Genomic DNA, 17,670 nt, shown 5'->3' with positions numbered 1-17,670 from the left:
GTCAGCGCCTCCTCGTCCCGAACACGGAGGAGAACCGCGTCGCGCCGTGGGACGGCGCGGCCGGGCGTGGTGGGGGAGGCGGCGGCGCGGGTGGCGGCGGATCGCGCGGCGGTTCACGGGTGACGGTGGGCGGAAGCCGGTCGTAACTGGTGCGCTGCTGGACCGGCGCGGCTGGCCTCGTGCGCGAAGAATCCGTCGGCGTCGGCGGGATGGCCGCACGGCTGCCGCCGCCGTCCTTGCGCGAGGACGCCCGCTTGAACTCCTCGCGGATCGGCCATTTGGCCTTCTCGGCCGCGACCTGGACGCACTCGATCAGCGCGGTGTTCTTGGCCTCGCGCCGGTGCGCCTTCATGTCGCCGTCGCGATAGGCGTTCAGAATCCGAAACTCCATCGGGTCCATGCCGACGAGGTTGGCCAGCTTGTCCATCTGGCACTCGATGGCAAAGTCCATCGCCGTGACGCCGAAGCCACGCATGGCGGTCGCAGGCGTGCGATTGGTGAAGACGCAATAGACGTCACCATAGACGTTCGGGATGGTGTAGGGGCCCGGCAGATGCGCGGCGCACTTCACCGCGGCATAGCTCGACAGCCGCGTATAGGCGCCGCTGTCGAAGAGAGCGCGGATCTTGCGTGCGACGATGCGGCCATCGCGCATCACGCCGTCCTTGATGTAGATGCGCTCGGCACCACGCGGCGGGCCGTACTGCATTTCCTCCTCGCGCCCGAACACGTAGCGGACGGGGCGCCCGGTCAGCATCGCGCCGAGGATTGCGAGTGGCTCGGTCAGCGTGTCCACCTTGCCGCCGAAGCCGCCGCCGACGGTACCGCCGATGAAGTGGAAGGTGTTCGAGGGCACGTCCAGAATCTTGGCGCAGGTGTCGACCGAGAAGAACAGCGCCTGGGTCGAGGTGTAGACGACGTAGCGGCCGTTGGTGTCGGGCGCTGCAATGGCCCCGTTGGTCTCGGTCGGCGCATGCTCGATCGGCGACATCTGGTATCGCTGCTCGAGGACGTGATCGGCGCTCGCGAGCGCGGCATCGGCGTCGCCGAAGCGCAGGCGCTGGTGATCGTAGACGTCGTGATAGATGAAGGCGTTCTTCGGATAGGTCTCGTTGACCACGGGCGCGCCGGGCTTGAGCGCATCCTCGACGTCGAACACGGCCGGGAGCGGCTCGTAGTCGACCTTGACCTTCGCGATGGCCTCGAAGGCCTCGCGCTCGCTGTCGGCGACGATGGCGAGGATCGGCTCGCCCTTGTAGCGGACCTTGTCCACGGCCAGCGACGGCTCGTCGTCCTTGCCGAAATTGATCAGGCTGAGCAGCGTGTTGAGGTTGACCGGCACGTCGGTGCCGCGAATGATCCGGCGCACGCCGGCCGAGCGCTCTGCGTCCGTGGTATCGATGCGGCGGATCTTCGCATGCGCCTGGGTCGAGCGAACAACCTTCAGGTGCAGCATGCCTTGCAGCTTGTGGTCGTTGAAGTAGCTCGAGGTGCCCGTGACATGGCCGAGCATGTCCTGGCGCTGTGTACCCTTGCCGATCTCCTTGAGGTTGTCGTCGCGCTCGTCGGCGAAAATGTCCTTACGAAGTTCCAGCATGGTTGACCTCAGGCGCTGACCCGGCCGCTCGCTGCGGCCAGGATGGCATTGATGATCGGCTCGTAGCCGGTGCAGCGGCAGATGTTGCCGGAGATCGCCTCAATGACCTCGTCGCGGCTCGGCGAGGGATTGCGGTCGAGCAGCGCCTTGGCGGCCATCAGCATGCCCGGTGTGCAATAGCCGCACTGGGCGGCAAAATTGTCGGCGAAGGCGCGCTGCAGAGGGTGCAGGCTCGGGCCCTGCTTCATGCCGTCGAGCGTCTCGACGGAGCGGCCGGCGACAGTCTCCGCCAATGTCAGGCAGGAGAGGTGGAGCTCGCCGTCAACGAGCACACTGCAGGTGCCGCAGCCGCCCTGGCCGCAGCCGAATTTCGGCGTCATGTCGCCGATCAGCTCGCGCAGCGCGACCAGCAGATTGGTGCCGCCGTCGACGAAGATCGCGACGTCGCGGCCGTTGTGGCGGAATTGCAGGGGTACCTTGGACATGGGCTCTATTCCTGTCCCGACAGCAGGCGCCGCAGATGGACGCCGACGATCTCACGGCGATACCAGGCGCTGCCGAGCGCGTTGTCGGATGGCGATGTTCCCTCGGTCGCCGCGGATGCGGCGGCCGCAATGGTTGCGGCGTCCAGCGAGCGGCCCTCCAGCGCACGCTCGGCGGCGCGGGCGCGGATCTGGGTCGGGGCCATCGAGCCCAGCGCGATGCGGGCGCCCGCGATCCGGCCGCCGCTGATCGGCAGATGCGCGGCAAGGGTGATCACAGAACCGCCCTTCGGCTTGATCCGCGCGATCTTGCGATAGCGGAATGCGTCGCTGTTTGCCGGCCGGGTGCAGGACACCGACAGCACGAGTGTTCCGGCCTGACGTTCGCGCGCCTGCAGGAACTCCTCGATCGGGATGTCGCGTGAACCAAAGCCGCCCGCAACGGCGACGGTGGCGTCGAGCGCCAGCAGCGCCACGGTGAAATCGCCATAGGGGCTGGGCGCGAACAGGTTGCCGCCGACCGTGCCCATGTTGCGCACGGCGGGACCGCCGATCGAACGGGCAGGGGCATGCAGGAAGGCGAGGTCCCGTTCGGCTAGAACGCGTGCGAAGGTGACGCCGGCGCCGAGCGTGATGCGAGGCCCCGAAGCGTCGATCCGGGTCAGCGCCTGGTCGCTGGCGCGAACGACCGTCGAGATCGAGACGTCGCCCTCGTTCAGCGCCCGCATCACCAGCGTGCCGCCGCCGAGATAGCGCGCGCTGCGGTCCGAGGATAGCACCCCGGCCGCCTCGCTTGCGCTTGCAAAGGTCTTCACTGTCACGGCCATGACTATGCCGCCTCCTTCAGATGTCGACGGATCGCCTCGAAACCGGCCTGATAGATGTCTTCGGCGACCATGTGGGTAATGCGGTCGCTATCCTCAGGCTTCGTGGTGAAGCGGGATTCCCAGTGCCAGAAGGTGCGGTCGCCGTCCGTGACCGGCAGCAGCCGGACATGGGCGACGTAGTTGAACATCGGCACCGGCGTATCGAGCAGGCAATAGCTGAAGGACTGTTCCAGGTCGGACAGCGCCAGCAATTGCTCGCGCAGCTCTGCACCGTCCTTCAACCTGAACCGCCTGACACAGCCGATCTTGTCGGAAGACTGCGCGCGCTCGATCGAGGAGGTCGCAACAGCTGGATGCCAGCGATCATGCCCGTTGAAATCGCGCAGCACGTGCCACACCGCATCGGTCGGTGCGTCCAGGATCGTGCTCTTGACGATATGCGGCACGGCTAGGTCTCCACCCGGCGGCACGGTTCGGTGTCGTTTACCTCGCCCCGCTTGCGGGGAGAGGTCGCGCCGAAGGCGCGGGTGAGGGGGAGTCTCGGCGAGTCCAATTGCCGCCGTCCCCGGAGAGAATCCCCCTCACCCCAACCCTCGCAGCGCGAGTGCAGCTCGTCGCGACCCCGCAAGCGGGGCGAGGGAGCGCAATGTGCCTTGATCGATATGGATCGGATCACATCAACCTCCGAACACGCGTTTGAGGGCATCGAACCCGCCCTGGAACACGCCGCCGCCGATGTTGTTCACGAGCTCGGTCTCCCTTTCGGGTGCGCAGTCGAATTCGGCGGTCCATTCCACAAAAGTCTGGTCGCCGTCGGTGACGGGAGTCAGCCGCAGGGTTGCGACATAGTTCTCGACGCCCATCGGGGACTCCAGGATCGAATAGGTGCAGAACATGTCGTAGTCGGAGAGGCCCAAGAGCTTCTCGCGGATGCGGTCGCCGTTACGCAGGCGGAAATCCCTGACACAGCCGATCTTGTCCGAGGGCTCCCCGCCCTCGATCCGGCTTTCAGCGATCGCCGGGTGCCAGTTTGGCAGGCCGTTGAAATCGCGCACCCGCGCCCAGACGCGGTCGTTGCGGGCATTGACGACGGTTGAGACATAGACGCGGGCCATGGCGCGACCTCAGCTCTTCTTCCTCGGCCCACGTTCGGCCGGAGGTTCGCCACCCTCGGCCGAGGGAGCCGGCTTGTCGCCGCCACCTCCGCCGCTCTTGCGCGCGGACTCCTTGATGCCCTGCATGTCGCGGGCCTCGCGGATCAGGCCCGGCATCTTGGAGAGACTGCCGCCCTCGACGCCGATGTCGGCCAGAATGGAGTCGATCAGCGGCGCCTGAACGCGGTAGCGCAGGGCCGAGTCGATCACCTCGTCGGTGGCGCTGCGTCCGCCATTGCCACTATTCCCATTGCCGTTGAGGCCGTCGACCTGGAGGATGCGGATGCCCTCGATCTTCTCCATCGGCTTGACGCTCTCGCGCACGATGCCCTCGATCCGGTCGAGCAGCTTGCGGCGGAACAGCGAGTAGCGCGCCTGGTCGGTCAGCACGTTCTCGGCCTCGTTCAGCATCCGCTGTGCCTCGGCCTCGACGGCGGCGCGCACGCGCTCGGCTTCGGCAGCAATGCGGGTCTCCTCGGCCTGTTTCTCGGCGATCAAGATTTCCACCGTCTTGCGCCGCTTGGCGATCTCGCTCTCGCGCGCGGTGATGACGCGCTCGGTCGCTTCGGTCGCGCGCATCCGCGCTTCCTCGGCCGACGCCTTGGCGGCGGACTCTTCCAGGGATTTCGTGTGGATCGCGATGGCCTTCTCCATCAGGACGGTCTCGACCTCCTTCTCGCGGTTGACTTCGAGCTTGCGCAGCTCCCGCTCGCGGCCGATGCGGGCCTCGTCCAGGCCGCGGTCGGAGGCGATGCGGGCGCGCTCGACCTCCTCGCGGGAGGCGATCTCGGCCTCCTGCAACGATTGTACGCGTGCGACCTCGAGCTGCTCGATGGCGCGCCGCCGCTCGATCCGGGCGGCTTCCAGCGCCTGCTCGCGCGAGACGTCCGTGGTCTCGACCTCCTTGCGCGCGACGATCTCGGCCTGCCGGACCTGGCGGTCGGCATCGATCCGCTCGGACTTCTTGGTCGACAGCGCGATGACGCGGTCCTCGTCGGCGATCTCGATCGCCTTCTTCTGCTCGATGTTGAGCACTTCGCGCTTCTTGGAGGAATTGATGCGCTCGGCCTCGAGCGCCAGATCGACCGTGATGCGCTGGCGCTCGATGGCGTCGCGCCGCTTCAGCTCGGCCGCCTCCAGCACGCCGGTGCGCTCGATTTCGAGCGAACGCGTATCGCGCTCGGCCTGGATACGCTCGGCCGCAACCGCCTTCTCCTGGGCGATACGGGCCGCTTCGATCGCCTCGCGGGAAGCGATGTCGGCTTCCTCGACGGCGCGGTTGCGGGCGATCTCCAGCGAGCGCACGCGCTCCTCCTGGGCGATCCGGCTGGCCTCCGTGGCCTCGCGCGCGGTGATGCCAGCGACGTCGAGCGCCTGATTGCGCTCGATCTCAAGCTGCCGCGTGTTCTGCTCGGCGGCGATGCGCTCGGCGGCGAGCGTTCGCTCGCGGGCGATGCGGGCGGCCTCGACCGCGCGCTGGGCCTCGATCTCGGCCTCCTGGATGGTGCGGACCTGCTGGATCTCCAGCGCGCGGGTGCGCTCGTCGGAGGAGATGCGTTCGACATTGACGATCAGCGTCTGGGCGATGCGGGCCTTTTCGGTGGCCTCGCGGGCGGCGATCTCGGCCTCGTCGACGGCGCGGGTGCGCTCGATCTCGCGGCGGCGCGTCTCCTCCTCGTTGGCGATGCGGGCGTCGGTGACGGCGCGGTCCTGCTGGATCCTCGCTTTCTCGATCGCTTCGCGCGCGGCGATCTCGGCTTCCTCGACGGTACGCATCCGCTCGATCTCGCGCTGGCGCACTTCGCGTTCGGACGCGATCCGCGTGGTGTCGATCGAGCGCTGGTTGGCGATCCTTGTCTTCTCGATCTCCTCGCGCGCCAGCAGTTCCTTCTCCTCGATGGTGCGGGTCCGCTCGATCTCCTTCTGGCGGGTCTCGCGCTCGGAGGCGATGCGGGCCTCCGCGATCGCCTGGTCATTGGCGATGCGGGCCCGCTCGATGGTCTCGCGCGCGGAGATCTGCGCCTGCTCGGCCTCGGTCTCGCGCAGTGCGCGCTCGCGGGCGACTTCCGTACGCTGCAGGGCGCGGCGCATCTCGATGTCGCGTTCCTGTTCCAGGCGCGCGGTCTCGCTCTCGCGCTCGATCTCGAGCGCCTGCCGCTCGGCCTCCAGGTTGCGGGTGCGGATCTTGATCATCGAGTCCTGCTCGATGTCGTTGCGCAGCTTGCGTCTCGCCTCGATGTCCTCCATCAGGTTGGTCAGGCCCTCGGCGTCGAACCGGTTCGAGGGGTTGAAGAACTCGAGGTCGGTCTGGTCGAGATCGGTGATGGCGACCGATTCCAGCTCGAGGCCGTTCTGGGCGAGGGCTTCGGCCGCATTGGTCTTGACGCGCGCGACATAGTCGCCGCGCCGCTCATGCATCTCCTCCAGGGTCATTTCGGACGCGACCGAACGGATGGCGGATATGAACTTGCCGGCGAGCAGGGCGTGAAGCTTTTCCGGCTCCATGGTGCGGCGGCCGAGGGTGGCGGCGGCGATGGAAACGGCTTCGCGGGTGGCCTGGACCCGGACATAGAAGTCGGCCTCGATGTCGACGCGCATGCGGTCGCGGGTGATCACCGCGTCCTGCCGCGATCGCACGATTCCCATCGGCTGCACGTTCATGTTGACCGGGGTGTAATCGTGAATGAACGGCAGCACGAAGGCGCCGCCATTGATCACCACGCGCTCGCCGAGGAAGCCGGTCCGGACGAACGAGGTCTCCTTGGAGGAGCGATGATAGAGCCAGTTCACGATGTAGACGCCGACGACGATCACGACGATCGCGACGATCAGCCAGAGGATCAATTCACCGACCAGCATCCCTGACATCTTTCCCTCCCTCGAACCTATCAGGCGTTAGCGCGCGCCGATCGCCTTGAATTGACGTACCTGCTCCGTCAGCGCCCGCTCCACGGGAAGCCGCTCCATCGAGGACGCCCCGTAGAAGCCGTGGCAATGGCGGGTATTCTTCATGATGAAATCGGCGTCGGCGGGATCGGCGATCGGGCCGCCGTGGGCCAGCACCAGGATGTCGGGATTGACGCTGAGCGCCGCCGAAGCCCAGGTCTCGATCCGGGCAGGGCAGTCCTTCAGCTTCGGCGCGGTCTGCGCGCCAATCGAGCCGCCGGTCGTCAACCCCATGTGGCAGACGATGATGTCGGCGCCGGCGATCGCCATCGCGGCCGCCTCCTTCTCGCTGAACACGTAGGGCGTCGTCAGCATGTCCTTGTCGTGCGCTCTCGCGATCATGTCGATCTCGAGCGCATAGGACATGCCGGTCTCTTCGAGATTGGCGCGGAAGGTGCCGTCGATCAGCCCGACGGTCGGAAAGTTCTGCACGCCCGCGAAACCAAGCGCCTTCAGCTGGTCGAGAAACACGTCCATGTCGCGAAACGGATCGGTGCCGTTGACGCCCGCGAGCACCGGCGTCCTGGTGACCACAGGCAGCACCTCATTCGCCATGTCGAGCACGATGGCGTTGGCATCGCCGTAAGCCATCAGGCCCGCGAGCGAGCCGCGGCCGGCCATCCGATAGCGACCGGAATTGTAGATCACGATGAGATCGACGCCGCCGGCCTCCTCGCATTTGGCCGACAGGCCCGTGCCGGCGCCGCCGCCGACGATCGGCTCGCCACGCCGCGCCATGTCGCGGAACTTCTTCAGGAGGGCTGCGCGTTCAAACCTGGCCATCGGTCACCTCGCTTGTCTCCGCCGCGTAGCCGTGCGGCCGAACAGGGTTCGGAATGCACTGACGATGGCGGCGGCGAAGTCGGGATCGTTGATGTTCTTCGGCGTGCGGATGAGCTGACGGTTGCCGGTCTGCCGCACGGTGCGCTCCAGCGTGCGGAACAGCGCGGCGTCGGCGTCCGGATCCCAGAACGGCTGGCCGCGGGCATCGAGTGCGGAGACGCCGCCCTCGGGCAGGAAGAAGCGCACCGGGCCATCCATCTGGTTGAGCCGCTCGCCAATCCAGCGGCCCATGCGCTCGTTCTCTTCCACGGTTGTCCGCATCAACGTCACCTGCGGATTGTGGACGTGGAACTTGCGGCCGCGGTAGCGCTCGGGAATGGTCTCGGGCGCGCCGAAATTGACCATGTCGAGGGCGCCGACGGAGCCGACATAGGGAATGCGCGTGCGGATGATCGCACCGAAGCGGTCCTCCGTCGCCGGGAACACGCCGCCCATCAGAAGATCACAGACCTCGGTGGTGGTGAGGTCGATGGCACCGGCGAGCTGGCCGGACTCGACGAGTTTTTCCATGGAACGGCCGCCGACGCCGGTGGCGTGGAAGACCAGGCATTCGAAATCGTCGCGCAGGTCGGCGGCGATCTTCTGCACGGCGGGCGTGGTGACGCCGAACATGGTGATGCCGACCGAGGGCAGGCCGGCGCCGACGGCACGCTCTTTTGCCTCGCGTCCTTCGAGCCGCGCCCTGACCATGCCGGCGAGCGCGTTGGCACCGTTGGCCAGCACCGCGCGCGAGATCGAGTTCAGCCCCTGCACGTCGGTGACGGAGTACATCATCGTGATGTCGGCCGGACCGACATAGGGACCGACGTCACCGGAGGCGACGGAGGAAATGATCAGCTTGGGCACGCCGACGGGCAGCGCACGCATGCCGGGGGCAACCAGCGACGCGGCGCCCGAGCCGCCCGCCGAGATCACGCCGGCAACATTGCCCTGGCGCCGCAGCCAGCTGGCGAAGGCATCGGCCATCGCCGTCACGGCAGCACCGCGGTCGGAGCCGAACACGGCAGGACCGCCGCGGCCGTGGTTCAGCGCGATCTCCTGCGCCGAGACGTCGCAGGACGAATGTCGACCGCTGGTCGAGACGTCGACCAGCCGGGTACGCAGGCCGCTTTCCGCGATGATGTCGCGGATGTAGCGCAGCTCGACCCCCTTGGTGTCGAGCGTGCCGACGACAAGCACGACGGGAGGGCCGGCGGTCTGCGCCGCCACCGGCTCGCGCTTGCGCCGGGCCGTCTCGTCGAGCCGTGCGACTTGGGTCGAGAGCGTGCGCGCGGCCGCCTCGATGCGGGCGATCGGCACCGGTTGCGACCACCGGGTCGGGATCGTCGGGTTGGAGACGTAAATGCGGATCGGCCCGTCGCGGCGCGGTGCCGGCGCCGGCTTTGCCTCGGCACCGGCCTCGGCGACGTCGAGATCCGGCTCGAGCTCGGCGTGAAGCCCGACGCCGAGCAGGCGCTGCTGCAGGTCGCGGTCGGCGGCGAGGCGCGCGGAGTCGATGATGCGGTTGATGCGGCCGTTCACCATGATCGCGACGTTGCGCGAGATCGCGGTGGCGACACCGATGTTCTGCTCGATCACGAGCACGGACATGTCCTCGTCCTCGCCGAGCCGCAGCAGCATCTCCTCGACTTGCGCCACGATGACGGGCGCAAGTCCCTCGGTCGGCTCGTCCATGATCAACAGATGCGGATTGGTGAGCAGCGCACGCGAGATCGCCAGCATCTGCTGCTCGCCGCCGGAGAGCTGGCCGCCGCCATGGTCCTTGCGCTCGGCGAGGCGGGGAAAGGTGTCGTAGATGCGCTCGACCGTCCAGGCGCCGGGGCGCATGCCGCCGGCAAGCCGCAAATGCTCGTCGACGCTGAGCGAGCGCCAGAGCCGACGGCCCTGCGGCACATAGCCGACGCCGAGCCGCGCAATCTGGGCCGGCGGCCGCCGCGTGACGTCCTCGCCGCGGACCCGGATCGATCCGCCACTCACGGTCACGAGGCCCATGATCGCCTTGCACAGCGTGGTCTTGCCCATGCCGTTGCGGCCGACCACGGAGAACACGCCGCTCTCCAGCGTGAGATCGACGCCCTGCAGCGCGTGGGAATGGCCGTAATAGACGTCGAGGCCGCGGACCTCGAGCGCGGCGGCGGAGCGGCGGGCCTCATTCATGGCCGCCTCCGAGATAAAGTTCCTGCACTTCAGGATCGGACTCGATCTCCTGCGGCAGGCCTTCCTTGAAGACACGTCCGTTGTGCATCATCGTGACGCTCTCGACGACGCGCAGCGCCACGTCCATGTCGTGCTCGATGATGATGTAGCCGATATGTGCCGGCAGCGAGGTCAGGATCTCGATCAGCTCGGCGCGTTCGGTCGGCGACAGGCCCGCGGCCGGCTCGTCGAACAGGACGAAGCGTGGGGCGCCGGCGAGCGCCAGCGCGATCTCGAGCTGGCGCTGCTGGCCGTGCGCGAGCTCGGCGACGCGCTGGTCCTTCACGGCGGACAGATGCACGGCCTGGACGAGGTTGTCGGCCGCATGCATCAAGGCATCGTTCTGTCCCGGTCGCAGGAACGAGAAGCGCCCGCGCGAGACGCCGCGGCAGGCGAGATAGACGTTGTCCTGCACGGTGAGGCCGGGGAACAGCGCCGAGATCTGGTAGGTCCGGCGCAACCCGCGGCGGATGCGTTCATAGGGCGGGAAGTGCGTGACGTCCTCGCCGAAGAAGCGGATGGTGCCGGAGGAGGGCGCGAAATCTCCGGTGATGCAGTTGAACAGCGTGGTCTTGCCGGCGCCGTTGGAGCCGAGCACGGCGCGGCGCTCGCCGGGGCGCACGGTGATGGTGACGTCGGTCAGCGCCGCGAGCGCGCCGAACAGCCTCGTCACGCCGCGCAGTTCCAGCGCGGCGCCGGCGCCGACGGCCGAGAGGCGTTGCGCGACGCTATCCATGGCCGCGTCCTCCGCCCTGGCGATCGTCGCGGGAACGCTGGCTCTGACGCCAGCGCTGCCACAGGCCGATGACGCCGTCCGAGGACCAGAACACGATGGCGAGGAAGCCGAGCCCGATCAGCAGGCGGAAGCGGTTGCCGTCGAGGCCGAGCCTGACCAGGAAATCGAGCGCAAAGGTGCGCAGCAGCACGAAGATCAGCGCGCCGATGAAGGGACCGATCGGACGCGTGATGCCGCCGACCACGGCAATGATCAGCACGTCGATGCAGGCGCCGACGCTGACCGAGCCCGGCGAGATCTGGCGGTAGTTCCAGACCTGGAGCACGCCGGCAAGCGCGGCGATGAAGGACGCAAAGGCATAAGCGGCGACGCGGTGCGCATTGACGTTGAAGCCGAGCGCGGCCATGCGGCGCGGATTGTCGCGAACGCCCTGGAGGGCAAGGCCGAAGGGCGCGCGCGAGATATACTCGACTGCGAAATAGCAGAGCGCCGCGACCGCGAGCACGACATAGTAGAAGGGGATGTCGGCGCGCCAGTTCACGCCCCAGAAGTGCGGCGTGGCCACGGTGTTGATGCCGGTATGGCCGTTGAAGATCGCCCAGTTCTGATTTGTGAAATAGTAGAAGGCAGCGCCAATCGCGAGCGTGATCATGATGGTGTAGATGCCTTCGGTGCGCACCGCGAGGGCGCCGCCGAGCGTGCCGAACGCGGTCGCCAGCGCCAGCGCCATGGGGACCGCGAGCCACCATGGCCAGCCCAGGCTGATATTGGCGTTGCCGCTGATACCGAACACGGCGACCATGTAGGCCGAGAAGCCCGCGATGGTGAGCTGCATCAGGCTGACCATGCCGCCATAGCCGGCGAGGAACATCAGGCTCAGTGCCATGATGCCGAGGATCAGCGTGGTCGCGAAGATCTCGATCAGGAAGAAGCCGCTCGCGATCAGCGGCATCACCACGAGAATGACTGCTACGATCCAGGCGGCGGGGTTGTTGATCTCCGGCCATGTCCGCGCGGGGCGCTGCGTCACAGCGGCGGGACGAACGGCGACGCGGGCATCGTGGGCGAGCGACATGTCAGCGCCTCGCCAGCAGGCCTTGCGGCCGGATCGCCAGCACCAGCACCATGATCAGGAAGGTCACGACGATGGCATAGGTCGGGATGTAGACCGAGCCGAGCTGCTCGGCGAGGCCGATGATCAGCGCGCCGAGCGCCGCACCGGGGATCGAGCCCATGCCGCCCACGATCACGACGACGAGGGAGGCGAGCAGGAAGCGGATGTCTTCGCCGGGCGACAGGGATTGGAAGGTGCCGCCGACGACGCCGGCGATGCCCGCAAGTCCGGCGCCGAATGCGAACACGGCGACGAAGACGAGCTGGATGCGCACGCCGGTCGCGGCGAGGATATCGCGATCGTCGACGCCGGCGCGAATGATCATGCCGATGCGGGTACGATTGAGCGCGAGCCACATCGACACGCCGATGACCACGGACGCGGCGAAGATCACCAGCCGTACCATGGGATATCTGAGATAGACCGGCTCGCCCGAGGATTTCACCGCCGTGATCAGCGGCAGCTCCACGGGGCCGATCAGCCAGTTCGGGGTCTGAACCTGGTAGAAATCGCCGCCGCAGGCCCACAGCATCAGATCGGCGAACACGATCGACAGCCCGATCGTCACCATGGTCTGCCTGAGATCCTGTCCCTCCATCCGGTGGAACACGATCACCTGGAGCAGGACGCCCACCAGGGCGGTAAGGATGAAGGCGACGATGAAGCTGAGGAGCCAGGAGCCGGTCGCTGTGCTGATGGCATAGCCGACATAGCCGCCGAACAGATAGAGCGAGCCGTGCGCGAGGTTGACGTTGCGCATCAGGCCGAAGATCAGCGTGAAGCCGCTGGCGACGAGGAAGTACAGGCCTCCGAGCGTGATGCCGTTGAACACGGCGTTGAGGAACACGCGCTTGCGGCCGATGGCTTCCTCGAGGCCCGGCGGCCAGACCGCGAAGATCAGCCAGAGCGCGACGGCAATGGCAATGATGGCAATCAGCGCCCAGGCCGGATGGCGTTCGACAAAGCGGCTCATGCGCGCCGCCTTCCCGGCCATGCCACGTGCCCAAGGTCGATCGAATGCAGGTCAGACAGCCTTGTACCGGCTGCTCGCCTAGCCATGAACGTGCGCTCCCGTCGTCGCGATCATCTCAGGATCGCGTTGCCGGCATCCTAGCCGGGCGGCGGGGGCGACGTTTGATCGTGAGTATCTTTTCGTGGCCCGCGCTCAGGCGCGCAAAATCTTGGCCGCTCGACGATAATCGGTCGGGGCCATCCCCACATTGGCGGCGAAGAAGCGGGTGAAACCGCTCTGCGAGGAGAAGCCGAGATCGAAGCCGATATCGGCGATCGGCGTCTCGCTGGCCACCAGCGCTTCGAGCGCCTGTTCCATGATCAGCGTGTTCAGATAGAGATTCGGCGTAACGCCGGTCTGGACGCGGAACAGCCGGTAGAAATGCGGCCGCGACAGGCCGGATTCCCGTGCGATGGTGTCGAGCTCGATCTCGGCACCGGGACTTTCCGACATCATCTTGATGCATTTGCGCACGCGAAAATCGGTGACGGAGCCGTTTGCGCGTGGATCGCGCGCGATCTCGGCCTGCTGCCAGCTTTCGTCGTAACAGATATCGATCAGTCTCCGCAGCTCGGAATCGAGGCTGGAGAGCGAGGGTGCGCCGCACACGAGCGCGGCGGTCCGCCTGATGTGCTTGTCGAGTGCCGGCGTGCGCTTGAACTGGGTGCGGCCGAAACGCAGCCGGTGGGTGCCCGATGCATCGGGTGCGAACCATTCGGCGTTGACGTAGAGCACGAAGAAGATCGCGCCGCCGTCCAGATCGGCAGGCAGGAAATTGTGCGGCTCCCAGGGATTGACCGCGACGACGGACGTCCCGGTGAGATCGTAATGCCCCTCGGAGACGTCGATGCATGCCGGCATGCCGCCGACATGGAAGATCAGATGACCTTCACGATGGGCGTGGATATTGAAAGGGCGGTTCAACTGATAAACCGTCGCCCGACCGAACCGGCCGTGGAAGACGGCGAGCGCACGGCTCATGCCTTCCCCTCCCGAATGTTCTTGTCTTTTCGCCCAGCGTTCAACAACGCCGGCGAGATTGCAAGAGCGGAGAGCGACCGCGTCAGCAAGTCGCTCCCCGGTTGCGTGTTTGCAGCCGTGATGCGTCAGTACTTCTTACATTCCGGAACGGTTCGGCTCGGCAGCCCGATCTTCGCGAAAACCGCCGGATCGTAGCCGAGCGTCTGGTTGACGTTCGGGATCACCTTCACGACCTTGCTGAACAGCGCGCCCTTGCCGTCGTCGACGACCTCGGTGACGAAGTTGGTTCCAATCGCCTGGCGGTTGGAGTCGAGCTTGATCTTGCCGTTGGGCGCATCGAGCTCGATCTTCGCCAGCGCGGCCTTGAATTTCGACTGGTTGTCGCTGAGATCGCCGTTGACCTCACGCAGTGCGAGGATCAGCGCCATGGTTGAATCATAGTAGTTGGTGGCGAGCAGTGACGGGCTCGGAAAGCGCTTGTTGGGCGGGAAGGCGTCCTGATAGGCCTTCACGAATTTCTGCCAGCCCGGGTCCTCCCAGGTGTCAGCCTGGCCGCTCGCCGCGATGGTGCCGATCAGGGCGTTCTTGGCGTTGCCCTTGGACGACAGGATGGTCTGGTCGATCATGATGGAACCGCCCATCAGATGCGCCTTGCCGCCCGCCTGCTGATACTGGTTGAGGAAGTTGACGGCATCCGCGCCGCCGAGGCCGAGATAGATCGCATCGACGTCGTCGGGCAGCGCGGCGATCACCGAGGCGAAATCCTTGGTGCCGAGCGGCACCCATTGCCGGTTGGTGACCTGTCCGCCGGCGCCGCAGAATTCGAGCACGAGACCGAACACCTGTGTGTAGATGAACGAATAGTCCTCGCCGACGGTCGCGATCTTGCGATACTTCTTCTCGTCATAGGCGTATTTGCCGAGGCCGACCTGCCACTGCGCGCCGTCCATGTTGTAGCGGAAGAAGTTCGGGGCAGGATCGACATAGGTGGTTTCCTGCGCGCCGGAAGCCGCATTGATGAAGGTCAGCTCGGGATGGGTCTTGGCGAAGTTCTTCACCGCGATGCCTTCGTCGCCGGAGAGCGGTGACAGCAGGATCTGCACCTTGTCCTGCTCGATCAGCTTGCGTACCGCGCGCACCGCCGAATCCGGCGTCGCGTCGGTCGAGGCGACGATGAATTCGAGCTCCTTGTCGCCGACCTTCTTGCCGAGCACGTTGAGCGCGGTCTGGTGGCCGCGCATGCCGTCCTCGCCGAGAACGGTGTAGGTGCCTTCGAGCGTCGCGGTCACGCCCACCTTGATCTTTTCCTGGGCGATCGCGGCGCTTGAAAGAAACAGGCTGCTCAGCGCGAGCAGTCCGATACTGCATTTCGACATTGTGCTCCTCCCTCTGTCGTCGATTGTTGCCGCGCCAAAACTGGCGCGATGCCGCTGGCTCTCGAACGGGCTGCGGCTTTGCAGGGAAGCTAGCCGAAGTCGGATGCGGTGCACGCGTGGACGCCTCGTCCGGCTTGACGGGCAGTCTCATTTTTGAATGTTGCGGCGCAAGTGGTTTCGCGGTGCAGCAGGCGCGGGATCAGATGTCACACCCAGCCGCCATCGACGATGTAGTGTTGGGCCGTGCAGGCCGAGGCTTCGTCGGAGGCGAGAAAGACGGTGAATTTCGCGACCTCGTCGGGGACGAGCTTGCGCTTCAGGCATTGCCGCTGCATCAACTCCACCTCGCCCTGCGGCGTCATCCATTTCTCGAGCTGGCGTTCGGTCATGATCCAGCCCGGCGCGATTGCGTTCACGCGGATATTGTAGGGGCCGTAGTCGCGCGCCAGGGAACGCGTGAGGCCGATCACGCCCGATTTGCTGGCGGTGTAGGCGGCCATGCCACCTTGCCCGGCGATCCACGACACGGAGCCGAAATTGACGATCGCGCCGGCATTGGCCGCCTTCATGTCGGGCAAGACGGCTTGCGCGGCGAAGAACTGGTGCTTCAGGTTCACCGCGATGCGGTCGTCCCAATATTCCGGCGTCATCTCCTCGGTCGCGTGCCGTTCGTCATGCGCGGCATTGTTGACGAGGATGTTGATCGCGCCGTGCGCCTCGCGCGCCAGTGCGATGCCGGCGCGCAGGGCTGCGATGTCGGTGAGGTCGACGCGCTGGAAATGTGCGCCGAGCCCCTGATCCGACAATTCGCGTGCAAGGCGCTGGCCTTCGTCGGCCTTGATGTCGAAGAACACGACCTTGCTCTTCTGCTGCGCGAAGCGCCGCACGATCGCAGCACCAATGCCCGATGCGCCACCGGTGACGAGAACGACCTTGCCGGCGAGGTCAGAATAAAGGGCAGCCATGGACACCTCTCGACTTGCTTGTCTCGATTTGCTTGCGGGCGGTGCGAAGCGCCGTCCGTTTTCTTCGCAAAGCTTAGTCATTTCCGACGTGAGGGTCATAGATCAGAATTTTAGTTGCGTACCTCAAAAATTGAAGGCAGGATTGCAGGCAAAGAATAGAAGCCGGTTGGGAGGAATGTGATGAGGCTGCTCGGGAAGCTGGGACTCGCCGTTGCCGCATGCCTGCTCGGGGCCAATTGGGCCGCTGCCGACACCACCGTGAAATGGCTCCACATCGAGGCCAACCCGGCCCAGGTGAAGATCTGGGAGGAGGTCGCGCGCAGCTATGAGGCGTCGCATCCCGGCGTGAAGGTCGAGATGCAGTTCCTCGAGAACGAGGCCTACAAGGCCAAGCTGCCGACCATCCTGCAGTCCAAGGATCGGCCGAACATCATCTACAGCTGGGCCGGCGGCGTTCTGAAGACGCAGATCGAGGCCGGCGTGCTCGACGACATCACCGATCAGGTGAAGGGCTATGGCGACAGCCTGACGCCGGCGGCACTCGCGGCCTTCACCAGCAATGGCAAGGTCTACGGCCTGCCGACCGCGCTGTCTCAGGTCGGCTTCCTCTGCAACAGGGAGCTGATGGCCAAGGCGAAGGTCGATCCCGCCGCGATCAAGAGCTGGGACGATCTGCTCACCGCAGTGAAGACGCTGAAGGGAGCCGGCGTGACGCCGATCGTGGTCGGCGGCGCCGACAAATGGCCGCTGCATTTCTACTGGACGCATCTTGCCGTGCGTATCGGCGGCAAGGGCGCGTTCGACGCGGCGCTGCGCGGCGAGAATGGTGGCTTCGCCGGCGAGACCTTCCAGAAATCCGGCGAGCTCTTCAAGCAGCTCGTTGATCTCCAGCCGTTCCAGAACGGCTTCCTCGGTTTCAAGAATCCGCAGGCTGTCGGCTATTTCGGCGACGGCAAGGCGGCGATGACGCTCGCCATCAGCACCGTCTATCATTTGCAGCGCGCGCTCGCCGCCGACAAGGTCGGATTGAGCGAAGACAAGATCTGCTGGTTCGACTTCCCGGTCGTGCCGGGCGGCAAGGGCGCGCCGACGGATACGCTCGGCGGCATCACCGGCTGGCTGATCACCAAGGGCTCGCCGAAGGAGGCCGTCGATTTCCTGAAATACTTCGTCTCCAAGGATGTGCAGACGCGCCTTGCCGCCGGCAATTTCATCATCCCGGTGGTGCAGGGGGCGGATGCCGGCCTCAACAATTCCTTCATGAAGCTGATCGCGGCCAATCTGGCGAAATCGAACTATCACCAGAACTTCTATGATCAGAGCCTCGGGCCCTCGGTCGGCCGCGTCGTCAACGACGTGACCGCCGAGATCGCCGGCGGCAGCATGAACCCTCAGGACGCGGCAAAGGCGATTGAAGCGGCGTGGAAGCAGGGTAACTGAC

Annotated in this window: 15 protein-coding genes; 1 reads left to right on the top strand and 14 read right to left on the bottom strand. The window is 66.0% G+C overall.

Features of this window, described 5'->3' with window-relative positions:
* Window position 1: 1 nt before the first annotated feature.
* The 14 genes from UNPF46_RS04295 to UNPF46_RS04230 form a co-directional block, all read right to left on the bottom strand.
* The gene (locus UNPF46_RS04295; protein WP_142249153.1) at window positions 2–1,597 is read right to left on the bottom strand and encodes a xanthine dehydrogenase family protein molybdopterin-binding subunit; all 1,596 of its coding nucleotides are present in this window, start codon (window positions 1,595–1,597) and stop codon (window positions 2–4) included.
* Between the two features lie 8 nt (window positions 1,598–1,605).
* Window positions 1,606–2,082, bottom strand: a complete 477-nt coding sequence (locus UNPF46_RS04290) for a (2Fe-2S)-binding protein (RefSeq protein ID WP_142249152.1) — start codon at window positions 2,080–2,082, stop codon at window positions 1,606–1,608.
* A gap of 5 nt (window positions 2,083–2,087) precedes the next feature.
* On the bottom strand, window positions 2,088–2,906 hold the full coding sequence (locus UNPF46_RS04285) for an FAD binding domain-containing protein (RefSeq protein ID WP_142249151.1): 819 nt from the start codon (window positions 2,904–2,906) through the stop codon (window positions 2,088–2,090).
* A gap of 2 nt (window positions 2,907–2,908) precedes the next feature.
* Window positions 2,909–3,352 (bottom strand): SRPBCC family protein, encoded by a 444-nt coding sequence (locus UNPF46_RS04280; RefSeq protein WP_142249150.1) that lies wholly within the window; start codon window positions 3,350–3,352, stop codon window positions 2,909–2,911.
* A gap of 231 nt (window positions 3,353–3,583) precedes the next feature.
* Complete coding sequence (locus tag UNPF46_RS04275) at window positions 3,584–4,021, bottom strand: SRPBCC family protein (RefSeq protein WP_097659057.1); 438 nt, start codon at window positions 4,019–4,021, stop codon at window positions 3,584–3,586.
* A gap of 9 nt (window positions 4,022–4,030) precedes the next feature.
* Entirely contained in the window at window positions 4,031–6,928 is a 2,898-nt protein-coding gene (locus UNPF46_RS04270) for a flotillin family protein (protein ID WP_142249149.1), read from the bottom strand.
* 27 nt (window positions 6,929–6,955) lie between these two features.
* On the bottom strand, window positions 6,956–7,789 hold the full coding sequence (locus tag UNPF46_RS04265; RefSeq protein WP_100180312.1) for a phosphoenolpyruvate hydrolase family protein: 834 nt from the start codon (window positions 7,787–7,789) through the stop codon (window positions 6,956–6,958).
* A 3-nt stretch (window positions 7,790–7,792) separates the two neighbouring features.
* Entirely contained in the window at window positions 7,793–10,006 is a 2,214-nt protein-coding gene (locus UNPF46_RS04260; protein ID WP_142249148.1) for an ABC transporter permease, read from the bottom strand.
* A complete protein-coding gene (locus UNPF46_RS04255) occupies window positions 9,999–10,781 on the bottom strand; it encodes an ABC transporter ATP-binding protein (RefSeq protein ID WP_100180314.1) in 783 nt (260 codons plus the stop codon). The genes UNPF46_RS04260 and UNPF46_RS04255 overlap by 8 nt, the downstream gene beginning before the upstream one ends.
* Window positions 10,774–11,856: a branched-chain amino acid ABC transporter permease gene (locus UNPF46_RS04250; RefSeq protein WP_100180315.1), complete on the bottom strand. Its 1,083-nt coding sequence runs from the start codon at window positions 11,854–11,856 to the stop codon at window positions 10,774–10,776. The genes UNPF46_RS04255 and UNPF46_RS04250 overlap by 8 nt, the downstream gene beginning before the upstream one ends.
* Window position 11,857: 1 nt before the next feature.
* On the bottom strand, window positions 11,858–12,868 hold the full coding sequence (locus UNPF46_RS04245; RefSeq protein ID WP_100181514.1) for a branched-chain amino acid ABC transporter permease: 1,011 nt from the start codon (window positions 12,866–12,868) through the stop codon (window positions 11,858–11,860).
* A 192-nt stretch (window positions 12,869–13,060) separates the two neighbouring features.
* Window positions 13,061–13,888: a helix-turn-helix transcriptional regulator gene (locus UNPF46_RS04240; RefSeq protein ID WP_100180316.1), complete on the bottom strand. Its 828-nt coding sequence runs from the start codon at window positions 13,886–13,888 to the stop codon at window positions 13,061–13,063.
* A gap of 125 nt (window positions 13,889–14,013) precedes the next feature.
* Entirely contained in the window at window positions 14,014–15,264 is a 1,251-nt protein-coding gene (locus tag UNPF46_RS04235) for an ABC transporter substrate-binding protein (protein ID WP_142249147.1), read from the bottom strand.
* Window positions 15,265–15,470: 206 nt separating this feature from the next.
* Window positions 15,471–16,229: an SDR family NAD(P)-dependent oxidoreductase gene (locus tag UNPF46_RS04230; RefSeq protein WP_100180318.1), complete on the bottom strand. Its 759-nt coding sequence runs from the start codon at window positions 16,227–16,229 to the stop codon at window positions 15,471–15,473.
* Between the two features lie 180 nt (window positions 16,230–16,409).
* Here UNPF46_RS04230 and UNPF46_RS04225 point away from each other — a divergent pair, with 180 nt between their 5' ends.
* Window positions 16,410–17,669 carry an extracellular solute-binding protein gene (locus tag UNPF46_RS04225; protein ID WP_100180319.1) on the top strand — a complete coding sequence of 420 codons (1,260 nt, stop codon included), beginning with the start codon at window positions 16,410–16,412 and terminating at the stop codon, window positions 17,667–17,669.
* The last annotated feature ends 1 nt before the right edge of the window (window position 17,670 follow it).

Source organism: Bradyrhizobium sp. UNPF46, from assembly GCF_006658625.1.
GTDB classification, from domain to species: Bacteria; Pseudomonadota; Alphaproteobacteria; order Rhizobiales; family Xanthobacteraceae; genus Bradyrhizobium; species Bradyrhizobium nitroreducens.
The sequence above is the reverse complement of the archived record's forward strand: the minus strand, read 5'-3'. Positions and strand labels throughout refer to the sequence as shown.